Here is a 19,016-nt window from a genome sequence, read left to right as displayed (position 1 = left end):
TTCGATCAGCGTTCCCTGAGAGCCTGCCAATATCCGAGGCGCTGCTTTGCAAAAGGGAACACCATGAAGATCCACGCTGGTTTCACGATAGGCTACGACTGTGTGCAGCCAACGCCGATGCTTCTTGTCCTGAATATCCACCCCTCGCGGCGGGTCGATCTTTTGACCGATCAGGTTCTATCGTTCAACCAGCCGATCGATGCCTGGGGCTACACCGATAGCTTCGGCAATGCCTGCACCCGGATCGTCGCACCGGCGGGACTGACGACGATCTCGACCGAATTCGACATCTACGACAGCGGCCAGCCCGATGTCGTGCCCTTCAACGCCGCGCAGCACGAGATCAAGGATCTGCCCGACGACGTGCTGGTGTTCCTGCTCGGTAGCCGCTATTGCGACACCGACCGGCTGGCGGATTTTGCCTGGGCGCAATTTTCGAACACGCCGCAAGGCTGGGCGCGGGTGCAGGCGATCGCCGACTTCGTGCACGGCCATATCCGCTTCGACTATATGAATGCCGATCTCCTGCGCACCGCGCATGGCGGCTACACCGACCGCACCGGCGTGTGCCGCGATTTCGCGCATCTGGCGATCACGCTCTGCCGTTGCATGAACATACCGGCGCGTTACTGCACCGGGTATCTTGGTGATATCGGGGTTCCCAGAGATCCGGCGCCGATGGATTTCAGCGCCTGGTTCGAGGTCTATCTCGGCGGCCACTGGCATACGGTGGATGCGAGACACAACATGCCGCGTATCGGCCGCATCCTGATGGCGACCGGTCGCGATGCCACCGACGTCGCCTTGTCCACGGCGTTCGGCCCGGCAACGCTTTCGCAGTTCGACGTCGTGACCGACGAGATTGTTGCGGTCGGAAACGAGATGATGAGTGGCTGACGCCCATTTTGGCTAACCACTCCTGACAATTGGCAATTGTATTCTCTGCAGCGAGCGGTGAGTGCAGCATGGCGGATGCCAACAGCAGGTTTTCGGTGCGGAACGCCGTTTTCTAGGCCCTTGCCACGTCTCGAAAAACATATCGTATCAGTGTCTTATAGTGGTGCTTTCGGCGCTCGCCGATTTCGGCCAACGCGAATGCGATGCAGAGAACACCCAAGGTGCCGGCGATGCCATAGGCGGGGGAGCGATCCAGCGACATTGCCTTTGCCAGCACGAAAAGCGGTTCATTCGTCAGGTAGAGGGTGAAACTGGCGCCGGCGACCCATCTGACGGCATTGGCAGCGCGGGCCGGCACAAAATCAAGATTTTGAAAGACACGGCTGAAGCTGAAGATGTTCAACGCTGCAATCAGCGCGATGACTGTGTAGTACAGCAGACTTTCGGCGCAGCTTGCAAAACCCTGCCATATGAAGATCGGGTGTTTGAGGTCGTGCAGGGAAAGCTTGGCAACCGCGTATAGCACCGGCGTGGCAAGGAAAATCGCAAGGCAGTAGCGAGGCGAAAAGCGTGAGCTGGTTATGCGATAGGTTATCGCTCCCAGCAGCCAGAGAAGCGAGAAAGCGACGATCTTTGGCCCGATGAGAAGCGCGAAGGCCAGCGTCAGGAGCGGTGCGATGCGCCTGGGTGCAAACACGAAGACACCGGCGGCAATGTAGTAGGAGACCTCAAAGCCAAGCGACCAATAGGCTTCGTTCGTGCCGAAGACCACGTGCCCATACCAGTATTCGCTGGTGAAGGTCAGCGCCCGCAATAGATCCGCAGCATAGTCGTCGTTGTAGAACGGAATGCTTTGATAAAGGCCGGGATTGATTGCCATGCCCCAATGGTCGGCAACGTAAGTTGCGAGAAGAGCGACCACAACAACCGAGGATATGCGGACGATGCGCGCAAATGCATAGGAGCGCCAGTCGTTTTCCTTGGTCGCCAGCACGTACTGAATCACAAAGCCCGAAAGGACAAAGAAGACGGCTACGGCCTCATCGCCGTTGCTTGCAACAGATGCCGGCATTCCGGGAAGAAGAAATCCCTGGGCGTGAGAAATAAAGACCGCAAGCGCGGCGATTGCTCTAAGAAAATCCAGGTAAAGAGACAGGCCTTTGTTCAATATGTCACCTGCAATTTCTGTTAATACAGATTAATATTGATGTATCGTGTCGTTGTAAATATAAATAATACTTATGATTGAAATGCAGTCTGGCCGTCTTGTTGCTTTCAGCCTATGCCAAACGCTGCTGACGATCGGATAGACATTGTTTGACGAGCCGAAGTCGGTATAGGCATGCATCGCCGTTCTGCGTCGCGCAACAGGAATGTTCCGAGTTGCCGGGTTGAACGGCAACTCGAAACTCTTGAGAGTTCCGAAAAACGATGTTCCGGGCAGAAGCCGGGTCTCAGCTCTGGCTCTGCGTCTGCCCCTGATCGGCCACCTTGACGATGACCTCGAGCTTTTCGCCCGGCATGCCGATGCGCATGCCGGAGACCGGGGCTGCGTCCTTGTAGCAGAGGCCGGAAGCGACCCGGACATAGCGGTCATCCGGGCAAATCTCGTTGGCAGGATCGAAGCCGACCCAGCCGAGGCCAGGGATGTGGGCTTCGGCCCAGGCGTGGGTTGCCGCCTGCTCGATCTTTTCTTCCATCATCAGATAGCCGGAGATGTAGCGGGCGGGAACGCCGAGTGCGTGGGCGGCCGCGACGAAGATATGGGCGTGGTCCTGGCAGACGCCGGTCTTCTTTTCCAAAGCCTGTTCGGCGGTGGTTTCGACGTCGCTGGTGCCCGGCTGATAGTTCACCGTTTCGTGGATCGCCGTCATCAGCGCATGCATGCGGCCGAGTTCGGTGTCGCCGGTGACACCCTTGATCAACTCGCGTGTGAGCTTGCCGGGCTTGGTCTTCGGCGTGTCGCGCAGGAAGAGCCAGAGGGGGCAGAAGCCGGTGTGCGGGCCGATGACGCCGTTGCGGTCCTCTGTCTCGACTTCGCCTTCGGCGACGATCCGCGTCACCTGCTGCTCGCCCTGTAGCGAGACGAGGTTGACGTGGTTGCCGAACTGATCGTCGTATTCGACCTCGGGCTTGGCGCCCTCGACATGCAGCGACCAGTTCAGCACGGTCTGGCCGGGAACCGTCGGCGGCGTCAGCCGCAGGCGTTGCAGCGAGAAGGCGGTCGGTTCGTCGTAGCGGTATTCGGTGACGTGGCTAATCTTCAGTTTCATGTCTGGACCCGCCTATACGTAGAACCGGTAACCATCGGAAATTTCCTGTCCGAGCTGGTTGTTGCGTGAGACGAACTCCTCGAGGAACTCATGCAGGCCCTGATCCATGATGTCCTTGATCGCCCGGGTCTTCAGCGACTGGCGGATTGCCTCCGCCGTCTTGTGGGCCGGCAGCTGCTCGCCGTAATCCGTGGCGAGGTAGCCGAGCTCGCTGGTGATCTTCTCGTAGCAATAGGCGAGAGATCGCGGCATCTGGCCGTTGAGGATCAGGAAGTCGGCGATGTTCATGGCCCTGTACTCGCCGTCATAGGCCCAGCTGTAGGAGCGGTGGGCGGAGACGGAGCGCAGGATCGATTCCCACTGCACATTGTCGATCGAGGTGCCGACGGCGGAGACAGCCGGCAGCAACACGTAGTATTTGACGTCGAGAATGCGGCTGGTGTTGTCGGCACGCTCGATGAAGGTGCCGATGCGGGCGAAGTTGTAGAGTTCGTTGCGCAGCATCGAGCCGTGCAGCGCGCCGCGGATGAGGCCGGCGCGATGCTTGATGACGTCGATCGCCTGCGGCAGATCGGCCGGCTTCAGCCGCTTCGACAGCAGGTCCTTGAGCTCGATCCAGAACTCGTTGGTGGCTTCCCAGGTTTCGCGGGTCAGCGCCGTGCGGACCATGCGGGCGTTGTTGCGGCCGGAATCGACGCAGGACATGACACTCGACGGATTGGAGCGATCACGCAGCAGGTAGTCGATGGCGTCGGCCGCCGTCAGCTTGCTATGGCCTTCGTCATAGGCTTCGCGCACGCCCGCACTTTGCAGCACGCCGTCCCAATTGTCGTCATTGCCGTTGCTTCTGGTCAGCGACATGCGGATGCCGGCGTCGATCAGGCGCGCGATGTTTTCGGCGCGCTCGATGTAGCGGAACATCCAGTAGAGGCCGTTTGCAGTTCTTCCGAGCATCAGTCCTCCAATACCCAGGTATCTTTTGTGCCGCCGCCCTGGCTTGAGTTGACCACGAGCGAGCCCTGTTTCAGTGCCACGCGCGTCAACCCGCCCGGGATGATCTGGACCTTGTCTGATACCAGCACATAGGGGCGAAGATCGACGTGGCGCGGCGCAATGCCCTTGTTGACGAGGATCGGCACTGTCGATAGCGACAGCGTCGGCTGGGCGATATAGTTGCTCGGCTTGGCCTTCAGCTTGTCGGCGAAATCGGCGCGCTCCTTCTTGGAAGCGGTCGGGCCAACCAGCATGCCGTAGCCGCCGGAGCCGTGGACTTCCTTGACGACCAGCTCTTCGAGGTGTTCCAGCACATATTTCAGGCTGGAGGCTTCCGAACAGCGCCAGGTCGGCACGTTTTCCAGCAGCGCCTTGCGGCCGGTGTAGAACTCGACGATCTCGGGCATGTAGGAATAGATCGCCTTGTCGTCGCAGATGCCGGTGCCGGGTGCGTTGGCAATGGTGATGTTGCCGGAGCGATAGACGTCCATGATGCCGGGGATGCCGAGGGCCGAATCCGAGCGGAAGGTCAGCGGATCGAGGAAGTCGTCGTCGACGCGGCGATAAAGCACGTCGATCGCCTCATAGCCGCGGGTGGTGCGCATCTTCACCTTGCCGTCGATGACGCGCAGGTCCGAGCCCTCGACAAGCTCGACACCCATCGTGTCGGCGAGGAACGAGTGTTCGTAGTAGGCGGAGTTGTAGATGCCGGGTGTCAGCACCGCGACGCGCGGCTTGCCCTTGCAGCCGGGAGGGGCAAGCGAGGCGAGGCTCTGGCGCAGCAGATAGGGATAGTCCTCGACCGGGCGAACCTTGTTCTCGTGAAACAGTTCCGGGAACATGTGCATCATCGTTTCGCGGTTTTCCAGCATGTAGCTGACACCGGACGGCGTGCGCGCATTGTCCTCCAGAACGTAGAACTGATCCTCGCCGGTGCGCACGATATCGGTGCCGACGATGTGGGTGTAGACGCCACCGGGCGGCCGGAAGCCGATCATTTCCGGCAGGAAGGTGACGTTGTTTTCGATCAGCTGGCGCGGAATGCGGCCGGCGCGGATGATTTCCTGCTTGTGATAGATGTCGTCGAGAAAGGCGTTGAGGGCGATCACCCGCTGTTCGATGCCCTGTGCGAGCTTGCGCCATTCGCGACCGGAGATGACGCGGGGGATGATATCGAAGGGAATGAGCTTTTCGGAGGAGTCTTCGTGGCCATAGACAGCGAAGGTGATTCCGGTCTTGCGAAAGATGTTTTCCGCGTCCCGGGACTTGGCAATCAGGTGGGCGCGATCCTGGCTATTGTACCACTCAAAGTATTTTTCATATGGCGGTCGCGGACTTTCGTCCCCGGTGATCATTTCATCAAATGCCAAAGGTGTGGCTCCCCTTTTTTCTTCATTTGAGTACAACGCAGTGAGCAATGCAAGAACCATGCTCAGTTCGGGACGAAGATTCGTAAAATGGTGTCTATCCGACAAAACAGCCGAAAAACTAAGCATTTACCAGGAAGTAGCGTCGGCCCCGAATAGGGCAATTGCTTCGCGGCGCTTAAAACGTGAGCACATGATTATTTTGCGCGCGTGGGGCGATTCATTTTCGAGCGAAGGCGTTTTTCATTCGCTCGCCGGCCAGGTTAATTAAACCTTAAATAGATGTCGCAGTGTCGCTTTTGAAAGGGCGACACTCGACAATAGAAAACGGCGGGATCTCTCCCGCCGTCGTTACGCTTCCAGTGCGAAAAGGCTTATGCGCGTTCGCGGCGCTGGCCGCCGTTGCCGCCGCGCGATGGGCCACCGCGGCGCTGGCCGCCGTTGCCTTCACGACGTTCGCCACGCTCACCGCCGCCGGCATTGGCCTGCGCGCCGCGGTCTTCACCGGGCTTGCGGGCCGGACGACCCTGGGCATTGCGGGGGGCGGTGCGGGCACCGGCACCGGGGTGGTGACGGTTTGCGTCGCCGCCATTGGCGTTGCCGCCATGCGGCTGCGGGCGCTGTGGCTTGCGGGCAGGGCCACCTGCACCGCGGAAGTCCGACGTTGCGACCAGATCGTTGTCAGGACCGGTAGCCGGTGCTGCTTCGCCACGGCGCTGGCCGCGGAAGTCTTCGTTGCGGGCCGACATCGGCTGGCGCTCCGGACGCGGACGGCGCTCGGGACGACCGCGACCTTCGCTACGGCCTTCGCCGCTACGAGCTTCACCACCACGACCTTCGCCACGACCCTCGCCACGACCCTCGCCACCACGGCCCTGGCCGCGGTTTGCGCCGCCACCATTGTTGGCGCGCTTCGGCGTTGCGTTCATGTTGGCAGGCGCTTCGCCGCTGGCAACGGCGATGTTGATGCTCATCAGGCGCTCGATATCGCGCAGCAGGCGCGTTTCGTCGGGCGCGCAGAAGGCAATCGCGATGCCGTCACGACCGGCACGGGCCGTACGGCCGATGCGGTGGACATAGGCTTCGGCAACTTCCGGCAGGTCGTAGTTGTAGACGTGGCTGACGGCCGGGATGTCGATGCCGCGGGCGGCAACGTCGGTGGCGATCAGCGTCTTGATGTCACCGTCCTTGAAGGCCTTCAAGGCGCGCTCGCGCTGGCCCTGGCTCTTGTTGCCGTGGATCGAGGCAACCGAATAACCGACGGTTTCCAGGTGCTTCATCAGCTTCTCGGCGCCATGCTTGGTGCGCAGGAAGACGATGGAGCGGCCATCCGGGTTTTGGCTGAGCGACTTCTTCAGGAGGTCGGTCTTGTCGTTCTTGCCGTTGACGAAGTGAACATACTGTTCGACCTTGTCGGCAGCCTTGCCCGGAGGCGTCACTTCGACCTTGACCGGATCGGTCAGGAAGTCGGCAGCCAGATCGGCAATCGCCTTCGGCATGGTGGCCGAAAACAGCATGGTCTGGCGCTTCTTCGGCACCATCTTCGAAATCTTGCGCAGGTCGTGCACGAAACCGAGGTCGAGCATCTGGTCGGCTTCGTCCAGCACGAGGTAGCGCACGGCCGTCAGGCCGATGGCGCGACGGTTGACGAGGTCGAGCAGGCGGCCGGGCGTGGCCACGAGAATGTCGGTGCCCTTTTCAAGCTGCAGCTGCTGCTTGTTGATCGAGACGCCGCCAACGACGACGTTGATGCGCAGGTGCGACTTGCGCAGGAAGGTCTTCAGGTTCATGGCGATCTGGTTGACCAGTTCGCGGGTCGGCGCCAGGATCAGCGTACGGGTGGTACGGTTGTCGGGGCGGCGTTCTTCCGGGATCAGCTTTTCGATGAGCGGCAGGCCGAAAGCGGCCGTCTTGCCGGTGCCTGTCTGGGCGAGGCCGATGAGGTCACGGCCTTCGAGGAGAAGCGGGATCGCCTTTTCCTGGATAGGGGTCGGCGTTTCGATGCCGAGCTGGAACAGTGTAGCGACGATCGGCTTGGAAATGCCAAGCGATTCAAAATTGGTCAAGTCATAACCTTTTTAGGGCGCGCCAAAACAAAATCGCCGAAACGCGGGCTGCGGTCCGGTGTTGTTCTGGCGTCAAGCACCCCGCGTGAAGTGGGAACTTGTCTTGTTGGAAAAACTTTCCAGCGCTTCTGCCGCGTCTTGGGATGCGGTCTATACGAAATGCGCTTTTGTCCTTCTTCCTGCATCCTATTTGCTGGCAGGGGCACGCTCACGCGGCGGCCGGAAGGTGAAAGCTGACCTGCATTTGGTCTAGTTCGGCGGGAAAGTCAAGTGTGTGATCTGAAAAGCCGGAGTGGATCGCGGCCCGCAGCGTCCATAAGAGCAGACGACGGCCCGGCACGCGGTCTTCCGCGAGGTTGGTCAGCATCCCGAATTTCATATGCCGCGGCGCTCAGGCAACCGTGCCTGAGGCGTCCCGTTCGCGGATGCGCTAAACCTCGAAATTCGCAGGATTATTTTCGTCGCGGAGCCGTTCATGGTTAATGCGTTGTTAAAGCCCTTTCGGCTATGGTCGAACGGTTGGCAATTTGCCTGATGTTTTCATAGCGGAGCAGTATTCTTGGCGTCAAACGGGGACCTTCTCGAACTGGCATGCCGCCGGATCGCGGATCTGGAGAACCCGGCCTATGTCAAGAACAGCGAACTGCGCTACGTCGCAGTCAACCAGGCCTATGCCGATTTCTTCGCGAAAGAGATCTCCGATTTCATCGGACGGCGCAGCCGCGAACTCTTCGATCGCCCGGAGGAACAGGACCGCGAGGACAAGGAGCGCCGCGCACTGGTGTTCGGAACCGAGGAAAGCGCGCTCTGCTTCGACGCCACCGGCGATGCGCATGACCGGGTGCGGATCGAGAGCTTTGCGCTGTCGGACGAGCGGATCTATGTGCTCGGACTGTTCGAAACGGAGAACCGCGCGGTGCGGTCGATGCGGCGCCTGGCGCGGCCGCCGATCGGGAATGCTGCGGATGGCGAACTGCTGCGTGACATTATCGAAGCGCTGCCGGTTGCGGCCTTCGCGCGCGACGAAAATCACCGGCTGATCTATGCGAATGCCAGTTACGAGGCCCTGACCGGGCTGCCGCTTGCCGATGCGCTCGGGAAGACGGAGCGGGAGATGTTCGGCGCCGCCGCCGGGGAAATGGTCAGCAAAGGCCATGTCGAGGCGCTACAGAGCGGCGCCGCCCGCGATATCGAGAGCCTCGTGCCTGGGCCGGGCGGCAAGGTTTACCCGATCCTCGCCCAGGTGAACCGGATCGATAGAGCCGACGGCAAGCATTATACGGTGGGGTCGTTCTCCGACATTTCCATTCTCAGGGAACGCGAGAAGCAGCTCATCGCGGCGCAGGCCCACACTGAAATCCTGCATCGTGACATGGCGAAGGTGTTGAATTCCCTGCCGGTCGGCGTTCTCATCCTGGAGAGCGACCTGACGATCCTCTACGGCAACCGGGCCTTCTACATCATCTCCGACCTGCCGGAGGGTCTTTTCGATGGCCGCAGCTTCGCGGAACTCGTCGATTACAACCATACACTGGGGCGCTATCCGCCCGGGGTCACGTCCGAGGAAATCCTGGTGCGGCGTACCGAACAGTTCCGCTCCGATCAACCGGCAGCAGCCGAGATCAACTGGGGCGACACGTTCCTGCTGGTTGATAGCCGCAGGATCTCCGCCGACCGCATCCTGCTGAGCTACACCGATATCTCGGCGATCCGCCTGCACGAGCGGGAAATCCACGCAACACGCAAGGCGCTGGAAAACCTTGGCGAGCTGATGGGTGACGCCACGCATGCGATGTCGCAGGGGCTGCTGGTCCTGCAGGATGACGAAATCCTGCTGAGCAACGACGCGCTGGCCGGAATGCTCGACCTGTCACCCGAGAGCGTCGAGATCGGCCGAAACTGGCGGGAGCTGCTGTCCTATTGCGGCATGCGCGGTGATTTTCCTGCCGATCCCGATCTCGTGGTCGCCGACCTCTTGCAAAGCCTTGCCGATGGCCCATCTGCGTCGCACCTGTTTCACGTTCCCGATGGCCGCTGGGTGCAGATGGACGTCACCGTCAGCGAACGCCTGCACTGGGTGGCGCTGTTTACCGATATCTCGGCGATGAAGATCCGCGAAGGCGATCTGGAGGGCCTGCTGGCGCGGGCGGAAGTCGCCGATCGGGTGAAATCTGAATTCCTGGCGAATATGAGCCATGAAATCCGCACACCGATGAACGGCGTTCTCGGGATGGCCGAACTGCTGGCGAGGTCCAATCTCGATACGCGCCAGAAGACCTTCGTCGATATCATCGCCAAATCCGGCAATGCGCTGATGACCATCATCAACGACATTCTCGACTTCTCGAAGATCGATTCCGGGCAGATGACGTTGCGCCGCGTGACCTTCGATCCGGTCGAGGCGGTGGAAGACGTGGTGACGTTGCTGTCGTCGCTGGCCGCCGAAAAGAGCATCGAGCTGCTGGTTCGTGCCGTGCCCGGACTGCCCGGCGCCATCATCGGCGATGCCGGCCGCTTCCGGCAGATCGTCACCAACCTGGTCGGCAATGCCGTCAAATTTACAGAGCGCGGTCATGTGCTGGTCGAGATCGATTATGTGGCGGGCGCTGCCGACGAAATCATGGCGACGCTGCGGATCGAAGATACCGGTATCGGCATGCCCAGGGACCGGCTGGAGTCGATCTTCGGCAAGTTCTCGCAGATCGATTCCTCATCGACGCGGCGCCACGAGGGCACCGGCCTCGGGCTCGCGATCACCGCGGGTCTGGTCGATCTGTTCGGCGGCTATATCGAGGTCGATAGCGACGTCGGCAAAGGGTCGGTCTTCACCGTCACCCTGCCGTTTGCCGTCGGCGCAGCCAGGGCCGAGCCGCGGCCGCTGCCGATCAATGTTCGCGGCGCGCGCATCCTCGTCATCGACGACAATGCGGTCAACCGGCAGATACTGACGGAACAGCTGATGCTTTGGGGCTTCGATGGTGCGGCTGCCGAAGACGGCGTGGAAGGCCTTGCGATCCTCGAGGAATCTCATGCGCTCGGCGTCGCGCTGGACGCGCTGGTCCTCGATTACCAGATCCCCGGGATGAACGGTGCCGATATCGCGCGCCTGCTCCGCGCCGACGAACGCTTCAGCGAGCTGCCGATCATCTTCCTGACGTCGATGGATATTGCAGGCGCCGAGAAGGAGTTTGCGGCGCTCAACGGCGAGGCGCATCTGATGAAGCCGGCGCGGGCGAACGTGCTGCGCAACACCATCGTCGATGTGGTCAGGACCAACAGGATCCGGCTGGCGCCGGCGCATAGCGCCTCGCGGCCGATCGTCGAGGCGCAGCCTGAACCGGATATCGCGGCCGAGCCGATCAACGGCCGCCCGCTGCCGTCCTTCATCGACGTTCTCGTCGCGGAAGACAACGACGTCAACCAGATCGTCTTTACCCAGATATTGCAGGCGACAGGGCTGAATTTCCTCGTCGTCAACAATGGCCGGGAAGCCGTCGATGCCTGGGAGACCTATACGCCGCGGATCATCATGATGGATGTGTCGATGCCGGTCATGAACGGTCACGACGCAGCACGCACCATCCGCGAGCTCGAGCGCGGGCAGGGCCATCGGGTGCCGATCATCGGCGTTACCGCGCATGCGCTCGATGTGGATCGCGACCTCTGTCTCGATGCCGGCATGGATGACTACATGGCCAAGCCGATCAGTCCCGAACTCCTGGAAGAGAAGATCGCCCTATGGCTCGGCAAGGAGGAGCGGGCCACGGGCCGCTTCGGGCTCTAGAGCCTTTCCGGGCTATATTGAAGCATTCTGTTGGCTCAAACGGAGTCGGATGGTCGCCCGGCTGGCGCGCGTCGTAGCCCAAGCATACGGCCAAGCCGGCCGGGCGATCAGACGGCCCGTTTCAGCCAACCCCGGTGGTTTGCTTGCAAACCAGCGAGGGCCGGGCATCTTTCCGCCAGGATCAAAGGCGATCGGCTCGGACGTACCAGGGGTATGCCCTTCGCCAATCGCCTTTGCCCCGACGAAAACCTGCTCCGGCAGAATGCTTCAATATAACCCGGAAAGGCTCTAAGCCGGCTTGACACCGCACAGCATCTCGCGCTTGCCGGCAAATCCCGGTCGGCGTTCGACGGTGAAGCCGGCTGCGCCGAGGTTTCGCCTGACGAAGCCGGCAGCTGCGTAGGTTGCGAAAGTGCCTGATGCGACTGTCTTTTCGCAAACGAGGCGCATCAGTTCTTCCGACCACATGTCGGCATTTTTCGATGGTGCGAAGCCATCCAAGTACCAGGCGTCGAAATCTGGCCGCGCCGCTGCCACGCCATCGCGTGCACGACCGCAGACGACGCTGAGCGTGGTCTGTTCGTCGAGCTTCAGAGAGACGGTGCCTTCGGGCTGGTCGGGCCATGCGGCCGTCAATGCTGTGCGCTCGGCATCGATCTCCGACCAGTGCGACAAGGCGCGATCGATCTCGTCGCGTTGCATCGGGTAGAGTTCGAAGGAGATGAAGTGCAACTGCTGGCCGTCCGTGCGCTGCTTTTTCCACTGTCGCCAAGTCTCTGCGAAGTTCAGGCCGGTGCCGAAGCCGAGTTCGCCGATCCGGAAACTGTCCTTGTCGCGCCAGCGTTCAGGCAGGCCGTTGCCGGCCAGGAAGACATGGCCGCATTCGAGGCGGCCGTCTGTCTGGCAATAAAAGTGGTCGCCAAAGGCCGGCGAATAAGGCATATCGCCATCGCGCCATTCAAGCGGCTGGTTCGTTATGCCAATCTGATCGGGATCGATATCTGTCATGCCCACAGCCGATAGTCCGGCCTTGCCTTCGGGTCAATCGTCGGCAGCATTGTTGATCGTCGGCGGCGGGATCATGGGCCTCTGGGCGGCGGTTTTCGCCGAGCGGATGGGGATCGATACGATGCTGATCGATGCCGGCACTCTCGGCCAGGGCGCCAGCGCCGGGCTGATCGGCGCGCTGATGCCGCACACGCCGGATCAGTGGAACGCCAAGAAGCAGTTCCAGTTCGAGGCACTGGTGGCGCTGGAGCCTGAAATCGCAAGGCTTGAGGCTGAGACCGGTCTATCGACGGGCTATCGCCGTTCGGGACGTCTGATCCCGCTGCCGAAGCCGCATCTGCGCCAGATCGCCATCGACCGTGCGGCTGATGCCGACGTTCACTGGCAGTCTGGTGAGCGGCGTTTTCACTGGAACGTGGTTGACGCGCCGTCTGTCGTCGGCTGGCCGGACGCATCGGGCATCGAGGGCGGTTTCGTCCATGATACCCTGGCCGGACGGGTGGCGCCACGGTCGCTGGTGGCGGTGCTCGTCGCATTCGTTCGCAACGCCAGACATGTGCGGGTGATCGAGAATTCAGTCGTGGCCGAGATTGATTTCGAGCGCTGTACGGCTATGACCGAACGTGGCTCCATTGCCTTCGGACATTGCATCATCGCTGCCGGCCATCAGTCGTTTCCGATGCTTGCGCGCCATACCGATGGCCTGACGCAGCCGCTGGGCCAACCGGTCAAGGGTCAGTCGGCCTTGCTGAAAGCGGATGTCGATCCGTCGCTGCCGACGATCTTTCGCGACGGGCTCTATGTCATTGCGCATGAGGGAGGGCATGTGGCGATCGGCAGCACCAGCGAGAACCGCTTCGACGAACCCTATTCGACGGACGAGCAGCTCGACGTGCTGGTGGCAAAGGGGCGGGTGCTGGTGCCCATGCTTGCCGACGCGCCGGTGATCGAGCGCTGGGCCGGTTTGCGCCCGAAGGCGATCGATCGCGACCCGATGATCGGACCGCATCCTGTACATGCCAATCTGCTGGCGCTGACCGGTGGCTTCAAGGTTAGTTTCGGGCTGGCGCATCGGTTGGCCGAGGCTGTGGTGACGATGGCGGCGGGCGGTGCCGTGCCGTTTGCGGTGCCCGAAAGCTTCCTTTTGGCCAGTCACATTCGCGTGGCTTCACGTTAAACGTGAATTAGCTTTTGCTGCCTTTCGTCAATCTGTCATGCAAATCGCCTATCTGCTTGCAAAACGGCAGCGCGCTCCCGAGTCGCGCGCCCGATGCCGACGGAGATATTGCATGCGCTACGCCATCTGTTTCACGCCTGCTGCGAATGATCCGCTGTCGCATGCGGCCGCCAACTGGCTTGGCCGCAACGTGTTCTCGGGCGAGATGGTCGAGCCGACGGCGATCCGCGGCTTGAGCATCCACGAGGTCGCGTTCCATACGGCGGTGCCGCGGCGCTATGGCTTTCACGGCGCGCTGAAGGCGCCTTTCCGGCTGGCAGCCGAGGTGTCGGAGGCGCAACTTTTGCGGGATCTGATGCGCTTCTGCGGCACGCTGACGCCATTTCACATCCAGCGGCTCGAGGTTGCCCGCACCGGCGGCTGCTATAGTCTGGTGCCGTCGCTGCCCTGTGACCGCGTCCAGTATCTGGCGTCGGCAATCGTGCAGCAGTTCGATGGTTTTCGTGCGCCGCTCAGCGATGCCGATATCGAGCGCAGCGATCCGGATGGTCTGTCGGCTGCGCAGTTCGCCAATCTGCATCGCTGGGGAAGCCCTTACGTGATGGACGAGTTCCGCTTCCACATGCCGTTGACGGGGCCTGTCAGCCTCGCCGACATGCCGCGGATCGAGCATACGCTGCGCAGCCTGTTCGAGCCGGTGCTGACAGAACCCGTGAAGATATCAAACGTGGCGCTGATGATGGAAGAGGGCAATGGCGGGCCATTCCGGGTGCATTCGCTGCACCCGATGGGCAAGGTCAGCGCGCGGCGCGAGCGGGTTGCCGTTCCGGCGTAAGAGATTGTGCCATAAAGGCAAAAGCCTGTTGCGCACTTTCCGTCTCGACATTCCGCCCCCGGGTGCTACCGTTCGCCGACTTTCTGGAAGGTGATTTCATGGTATCCGAGACTTATCCGCGCGATCTCGTTGGCTACGGCCGCAACACGCCCGATCCGAAATGGCCCGGCGATGCGCGCATCGCGGTGCAGTTCGTGATCAATTACGAGGAGGGCGGCGAAAGCTCGATCCTCGATGGCGATCCGGCCTCGGAGAACCTGCTGTCTGAGATCGTCGGCGGTGCGGCGTGGCCCGGCCAGCGCAACCTCAACATGGAATCGATCTACGAATACGGCTCGCGCGCCGGCTTCTGGCGGCTGTGGCGGATGTTCACCGAGCTCAAGGTGCAGGCGACCGTCTACGGGGTGACGATGGCGATGGCCCGCAACCCCGAGGCGGTAGCGGCGATGAAGGAAGCCGGCTGGGAAATCGCCAGCCACGGCTATCGCTGGCTCGAATACAAGGACTTTTCGGAGGATCTGGAGCGCAAGCATATCCAGGAAGCGGTACGGCTGCACACCGAGCTGACCGGCGAGCGCCCCTACGGCATGTACCAGGGCAAGCCATCCGACAACACGCTGCGGCTGGTGCAGGAGGAGGGCGGGTTTCTCTATTCCTCCGATAGCTACGCCGACGATCTGCCCTATTGGGTCAACGGCGTCGATGGCAAGCCGTTCCTGATCATTCCCTACACGCTCGAAACCAACGACATGCGTTTCGCGACGCCGCAGGGCTTTAATTCCGGCGATCAGTTCTTCAGCTATCTCAAGGATGCGTTCGATACGCTCTATCAGGAAGGCAAGGAGGGTAGCGCCAAGATGCTGTCGATCGGGCTGCATTGCCGCCTCGTCGGACGGCCGGGGCGGGCGGCGGCGTTGAAGCGCTTCATGGAATATGTGCTGACGCACGACAAGGTGTGGATACCGCGCCGCATCGAGATTGCCGAGCACTGGCATGCGCATCACAAGCCGGAGACAACGGGATGATCAAGCGCGACGAATTCATCTCCCGCTTCGGCGGCGTGTTCGAGCATTCGCCGTTCATTGCCGAGCGGGCCTATGACGACGGCTTCGTCGGCGACAAGCTGGATGTCGACCGGGTTCACGCGCCGCTGGTGGCAATCTTTCGGGCGGCGAGCCCGCAGGAGCGGCTCGGCGTGCTGCGCGCGCATCCGGATCTGGCCGGGCGGCTGGCAATCGCGGGCGAGCTGACCGAGGATAGCAGGAAGGAACAGGCGGGCGCCGGTCTCGATCGGCTGAGCACCGAGGAGCATGCACGCTTTACCGCGCTCAACACCGCTTATGTCGAGAAATTCGGCTTTCCGTTCATCATCGCGGTGAAGGGGCTGAACAAGGACGATATTCTTGCAGCCTTCGAAAAGCGGCTCGAAAACAGCCGCGAGGCGGAATTCGAGACGGCGACAGCGCAGGTAGAGCGGATCGCGCTTCTTCGGCTGCAGGCCCTGCTGCCGGCGCGTTGAGCCGGAAATGCAGGCAACTTTTCTGTTTCGCATCCCCGGCTTATAGTTGCGGCATAGGAGTTCGAGCGCGATGAAGCCATCGGAAGTGCTGGAAAAGAACAGGCAAGCGATCCGCGAGGCGACACATCGCTTCAACGCGACGAACCCGCGCGTGTTCGGCTCGGTGGCACGCGGCGAGGATCGGGTGGACAGCGATCTCGATATTCTGGTCGATACGCTGCCGGGGAGTACGTTGCTGACATTGGGCGGCCTGCAGGATGCGCTTGAGCAGATGATGCTCGGGACGTCGATACATCTGCTGACCCCCGGCGATTTTCCGGAGAATGTTCGCGGTCGTGTGCTTGGGGAAGCAAAGCCCATATGAGCCCGGAGCGCATTCCCTATCTTCTGGATCGCATGGGGCAGGCTGCGGCTGACGCCCACGCGATGATCGATAATGTCAGCGAGGAAGAATTCCTGGCGAATCTGATTCTGCAGCGCGCCGTCGGCATGAGCCTGCTCATGGCTTCGGAGATCGCGTCGCAGGTTTTCAAGGCGCATCCCGAATTTGCTTCCGAACACCCTGAGTTTCCGTGGGAAGCGATGCGCGGCATGCGCAACCGTATCGCTCATGGATACTTCGATATCGACCTCGAAAAAGTCTGGGCAACCGCCAGGGATGATGTGCCTGTGCTGTTGACGTCGCTTGCAACGATCCGCAATTGGCGGATGCAAGGCGAATAGCGCATTGGCGGCGGCGCCATTGGTGGCACTTTTCTGTTTTGCATCCGTGGCTTATAGTTGCGGCACAGGAGTTCGAGCGCGATGAAACCATCTGAGGTGCTGGAGAAGAACAGGCAGGCGATCCGCGAGGCGACGAAACGCTTCAATGCGGCGAACCCCCGCGTGTTCGGCTCGGTGGCGCGTGGCGAGGATCGGGTGGACAGCGATCTCGATATTCTGGTCGATACGCTGCCGGGGACGACGCTGTTTGATCTTGGTGGGTTACTGGAGGAGTTGAAGGGTATGATGCACGGGACGGATATCCATCTCATGGTGCCAGGTGACTTTCCCGAAAGAGTGCGTTCGCGTGTTCTTGGAGAGGCCAAGCCAATATGAACTCAGACTGGCTCCGATCCTATCTTGATCAAATGCAGCAGGCGGCCGTGGAGATCGGCGAATTCATCAACGGAGCAAGTCGGGATGATTTTCTCAAGGACGTGCTGAAGCAGCGTGCCGTCGGCATGAATCTGCTGATGATCGGCGAAGTGGTCACGCGACTGATGGATGAGTTCCCGGAGATCGTCGCCGAGCATCCCGAATTGCCCTGGATGAAGATCAAGGGCATGCGCAACCGGATCGCGCATGGTTATTTCAATATCGATCTCGACACCATCTGGGATACCGCAACGACGGCTATCCCTGAATTGATCGAAACGTTGCAGATTTTGCGCCATTGGCGCATACAGGGCGAATAGACGTGACAGATTTTCTCGACATCCAGCCGCTGACCAAGGTTGCCTTCGCGCCGTTCGGCGAGGTCATCGAAGCCGATCCGGCAACGATGCGGTATATCAACAATGGCACGACCGAGCGTTTTCATGCGCTTGCAGCGGCAGATGTGACGGGCGAGGGCGCCACGGTGATCATCAACCTGTTTCGCGGACAGCCGCGCAGCTTTCCCTACGAGGTGGGCATGATGGAGCGGCATCCGCTTGGCAGCCAGAGCTTTTCGCCGATCTCCGGCGGGCCGTTTCTGGTCGTCGTCTCGCAAGACGACGCCGGTCGGCCGGGCCGGCCGCAGGTGTTTCTGGCGCGGGGCGATCAGGGCGTGAACTACCGTCGCAATGTCTGGCACCATCCGTTGATGTCGCTTGGCGCGGTCAGTGATTTCCTGGTTGTCGATCGCGACGGGCCGGGGAATAATCTGGAGGAATTCTTCTTCGACACCCCCTTCCTCATCAGCGAGCCAGCCTTATGACCGGACTGACCACCCATGTTCTCGACACCGCCTCCGGCAAGCCTGCCGAAGGGCTGAAGATCGAACTGTTCCATATCGAGGGCGACACCCGCCAGCTTCTGAAGGTGGTGACCACCAATGCGGATGGCCGTGTCGATGGCGGGCCGATGCTGGCCGGCGAAAACTTCAGGGCCGGAACCTATGAGCTGATGTTCCATGCCGGCGATTACCTGCGCGGCACCGGGGCGGCGCTGCCGCATCCGGCATTCCTCGATCTGGTGCCGATCCGGTTCGGGATCGCTGACGAGGCGGCGCATTACCATGTGCCGTTGCTGATCTCGCCGTACGGCTATTCGACCTATCGCGGGAGTTGACCGATGCGTTTTGCCGCGATCGCCGATGTCCACGGCAATCATCTGGCGCTCGAGGCGGTGCTTGCCGATATCGCCGCACAGAGGATCACAGAGATCGTCAATCTCGGCGATTGCCTGAGCGGGCCGCTCGAAGCGGGAAAGACGGCCGATCTGCTGATGGCGCTGAATGCGATGACGGTGCGGGGCAATCACGACCGTTACCTGATCGATAGCGCCGAGGACGCAATGCCGTCCTGGGAGCGACATGCCTATTCGCAGCTATCGGCTCGCCATCTCGACTGGCTGCGCGGCCTGCCGTTCTCCGCGGTCTATCGCGATGCGGTCTATCTCTGCCATGCGACGCCTGAACATGACGAGACCTATTGGCTGGAGGCCGTTTCGCCGGATGGACATGTCTTCCTGAAGCCGCTCGAAGAGATCGAGGCGATGGCGAATGGAATCGACTTCCCGCTGATCCTCTGTGGCCACAGCCACATCCCGCGCGTGGTTCGGCTTGGCGACAACAGGCTGATCGTCAATCCCGGCAGCGTCGGTTGCCCTGCCTATAGCGATGATACGCCCTACGACCACAAGGTCGAGACGGGGCACCCGCTGGCGTCTTACTGTGTCCTCGAGAAGAGCGCTGCCGGATGGATGCCCTCCTTCCGCACTGTCGCCTATGATCATATGGCGATGTCGCGGCTGGCAGAGGAAAACGCCCGCCCGGATTGGGCAGGCGCGCTGGCGACGGGGTCGGTGCGGTAGGGTCCGATTGATTGATGTTAGACGCGACTTGTACTATATA

The 19,016-nt window shown here is 61.2% G+C and carries 20 protein-coding genes; 13 read left to right on the top strand and 7 right to left on the bottom strand.

Annotated features, from left to right (window positions below; genetic code table 11):
- Positions 1-63: 63 nt before the first annotated feature.
- Positions 64-897, top strand: coding sequence for a transglutaminase family protein (locus tag GVL52_RS14985; RefSeq protein WP_160008429.1), 834 nt, complete (start codon positions 64-66; stop codon positions 895-897).
- Positions 898-1,009: 112 nt separating this feature from the next.
- Here the strand turns inward: GVL52_RS14985 and GVL52_RS14980 are convergent, their stop codons facing one another.
- From GVL52_RS14980 to GVL52_RS14955, 6 genes are all read right to left on the bottom strand, one after another.
- A complete protein-coding gene (locus tag GVL52_RS14980) occupies positions 1,010-2,065 on the bottom strand; it encodes an acyltransferase (RefSeq protein ID WP_160008427.1) in 1,056 nt (351 codons plus the stop codon).
- A 286-nt stretch (positions 2,066-2,351) separates the two neighbouring features.
- A complete protein-coding gene (locus GVL52_RS14975) occupies positions 2,352-3,170 on the bottom strand; it encodes a transglutaminase family protein (RefSeq protein ID WP_160008425.1) in 819 nt (272 codons plus the stop codon).
- 12 nt (positions 3,171-3,182) lie between these two features.
- Positions 3,183-4,124: an alpha-E domain-containing protein gene (locus GVL52_RS14970; protein ID WP_160008423.1), complete on the bottom strand. Its 942-nt coding sequence runs from the start codon at positions 4,122-4,124 to the stop codon at positions 3,183-3,185.
- The gene (locus GVL52_RS14965) at positions 4,124-5,533 is read right to left on the bottom strand and encodes a circularly permuted type 2 ATP-grasp protein (protein ID WP_160008421.1); all 1,410 of its coding nucleotides are present in this window, start codon (positions 5,531-5,533) and stop codon (positions 4,124-4,126) included. Before GVL52_RS14965 ends, GVL52_RS14970 begins: the two co-directional genes overlap by 1 nt.
- 371 nt (positions 5,534-5,904) lie before the next feature.
- The gene (locus GVL52_RS14960; RefSeq protein WP_160008419.1) at positions 5,905-7,596 is read right to left on the bottom strand and encodes a DEAD/DEAH box helicase; all 1,692 of its coding nucleotides are present in this window, start codon (positions 7,594-7,596) and stop codon (positions 5,905-5,907) included.
- A gap of 208 nt (positions 7,597-7,804) precedes the next feature.
- On the bottom strand, positions 7,805-7,963 hold the full coding sequence (locus tag GVL52_RS14955; RefSeq protein WP_160008417.1) for a hypothetical protein: 159 nt from the start codon (positions 7,961-7,963) through the stop codon (positions 7,805-7,807).
- 192 nt (positions 7,964-8,155) lie between these two features.
- Between GVL52_RS14955 and GVL52_RS14950 the strand changes: the two genes are divergently transcribed.
- Positions 8,156-11,380, top strand: coding sequence for a response regulator (locus GVL52_RS14950; protein ID WP_160008415.1), 3,225 nt, complete (start codon positions 8,156-8,158; stop codon positions 11,378-11,380).
- A 288-nt stretch (positions 11,381-11,668) separates the two neighbouring features.
- Here the strand turns inward: GVL52_RS14950 and mnmD are convergent, their stop codons facing one another.
- Positions 11,669-12,388, bottom strand: coding sequence for a tRNA (5-methylaminomethyl-2-thiouridine)(34)-methyltransferase MnmD (gene mnmD, locus GVL52_RS14940; protein WP_160008413.1), 720 nt, complete (start codon positions 12,386-12,388; stop codon positions 11,669-11,671).
- Between mnmD and GVL52_RS14935 the strand changes: the two genes are divergently transcribed.
- The 11 genes from GVL52_RS14935 (at position 12,387) to GVL52_RS14885 (ending at position 18,976) form a co-directional block, all read left to right on the top strand.
- Complete coding sequence (locus tag GVL52_RS14935; protein ID WP_160008411.1) at positions 12,387-13,565, top strand: FAD-binding oxidoreductase; 1,179 nt, start codon at positions 12,387-12,389, stop codon at positions 13,563-13,565. The genes mnmD and GVL52_RS14935 overlap by 2 nt on opposite strands.
- A 112-nt stretch (positions 13,566-13,677) precedes the next feature.
- Positions 13,678-14,400, top strand: coding sequence for a DUF1045 domain-containing protein (locus GVL52_RS14930; RefSeq protein WP_160008409.1), 723 nt, complete (start codon positions 13,678-13,680; stop codon positions 14,398-14,400).
- Positions 14,401-14,498: 98 nt separating this feature from the next.
- A complete protein-coding gene (gene puuE / locus GVL52_RS14925; protein ID WP_160008407.1) occupies positions 14,499-15,425 on the top strand; it encodes an allantoinase PuuE in 927 nt (308 codons plus the stop codon).
- Positions 15,422-15,919, top strand: a complete 498-nt coding sequence (uraD, locus tag GVL52_RS14920) for a 2-oxo-4-hydroxy-4-carboxy-5-ureidoimidazoline decarboxylase (RefSeq protein ID WP_160008405.1) — start codon at positions 15,422-15,424, stop codon at positions 15,917-15,919. The genes puuE and uraD overlap by 4 nt, the downstream gene beginning before the upstream one ends.
- 70 nt (positions 15,920-15,989) lie before the next feature.
- Positions 15,990-16,283, top strand: coding sequence for a nucleotidyltransferase family protein (locus GVL52_RS14915; protein ID WP_160008403.1), 294 nt, complete (start codon positions 15,990-15,992; stop codon positions 16,281-16,283).
- Positions 16,280-16,642 (top strand): DUF86 domain-containing protein, encoded by a 363-nt coding sequence (locus GVL52_RS14910; RefSeq protein WP_160008401.1) that lies wholly within the window; start codon positions 16,280-16,282, stop codon positions 16,640-16,642. The genes GVL52_RS14915 and GVL52_RS14910 overlap by 4 nt, the downstream gene beginning before the upstream one ends.
- Before the next feature lie 81 nt (positions 16,643-16,723).
- A complete protein-coding gene (locus tag GVL52_RS14905) occupies positions 16,724-17,017 on the top strand; it encodes a nucleotidyltransferase family protein (RefSeq protein ID WP_160008399.1) in 294 nt (97 codons plus the stop codon).
- On the top strand, positions 17,014-17,376 hold the full coding sequence (locus GVL52_RS14900; RefSeq protein ID WP_160008397.1) for a DUF86 domain-containing protein: 363 nt from the start codon (positions 17,014-17,016) through the stop codon (positions 17,374-17,376). The genes GVL52_RS14905 and GVL52_RS14900 overlap by 4 nt, the downstream gene beginning before the upstream one ends.
- A gap of 2 nt (positions 17,377-17,378) precedes the next feature.
- Complete coding sequence (locus GVL52_RS14895) at positions 17,379-17,879, top strand: ureidoglycolate lyase (RefSeq protein WP_160008395.1); 501 nt, start codon at positions 17,379-17,381, stop codon at positions 17,877-17,879.
- The gene (gene uraH, locus GVL52_RS14890) at positions 17,876-18,232 is read left to right on the top strand and encodes a hydroxyisourate hydrolase (protein ID WP_160008393.1); all 357 of its coding nucleotides are present in this window, start codon (positions 17,876-17,878) and stop codon (positions 18,230-18,232) included. Before GVL52_RS14895 ends, uraH begins: the two co-directional genes overlap by 4 nt.
- Before the next feature lie 3 nt (positions 18,233-18,235).
- Entirely contained in the window at positions 18,236-18,976 is a 741-nt protein-coding gene (locus tag GVL52_RS14885; protein WP_160008391.1) for a metallophosphoesterase, read from the top strand.
- Positions 18,977-19,016 lie beyond the last annotated feature (40 nt).

The organism is Rhizobium sp. 18055 (assembly GCF_902706285.1).
Classification (GTDB): domain Bacteria; phylum Pseudomonadota; class Alphaproteobacteria; order Rhizobiales; family Rhizobiaceae; genus Rhizobium.
This window is presented reverse-complemented; position numbering and strand designations above follow the sequence as displayed.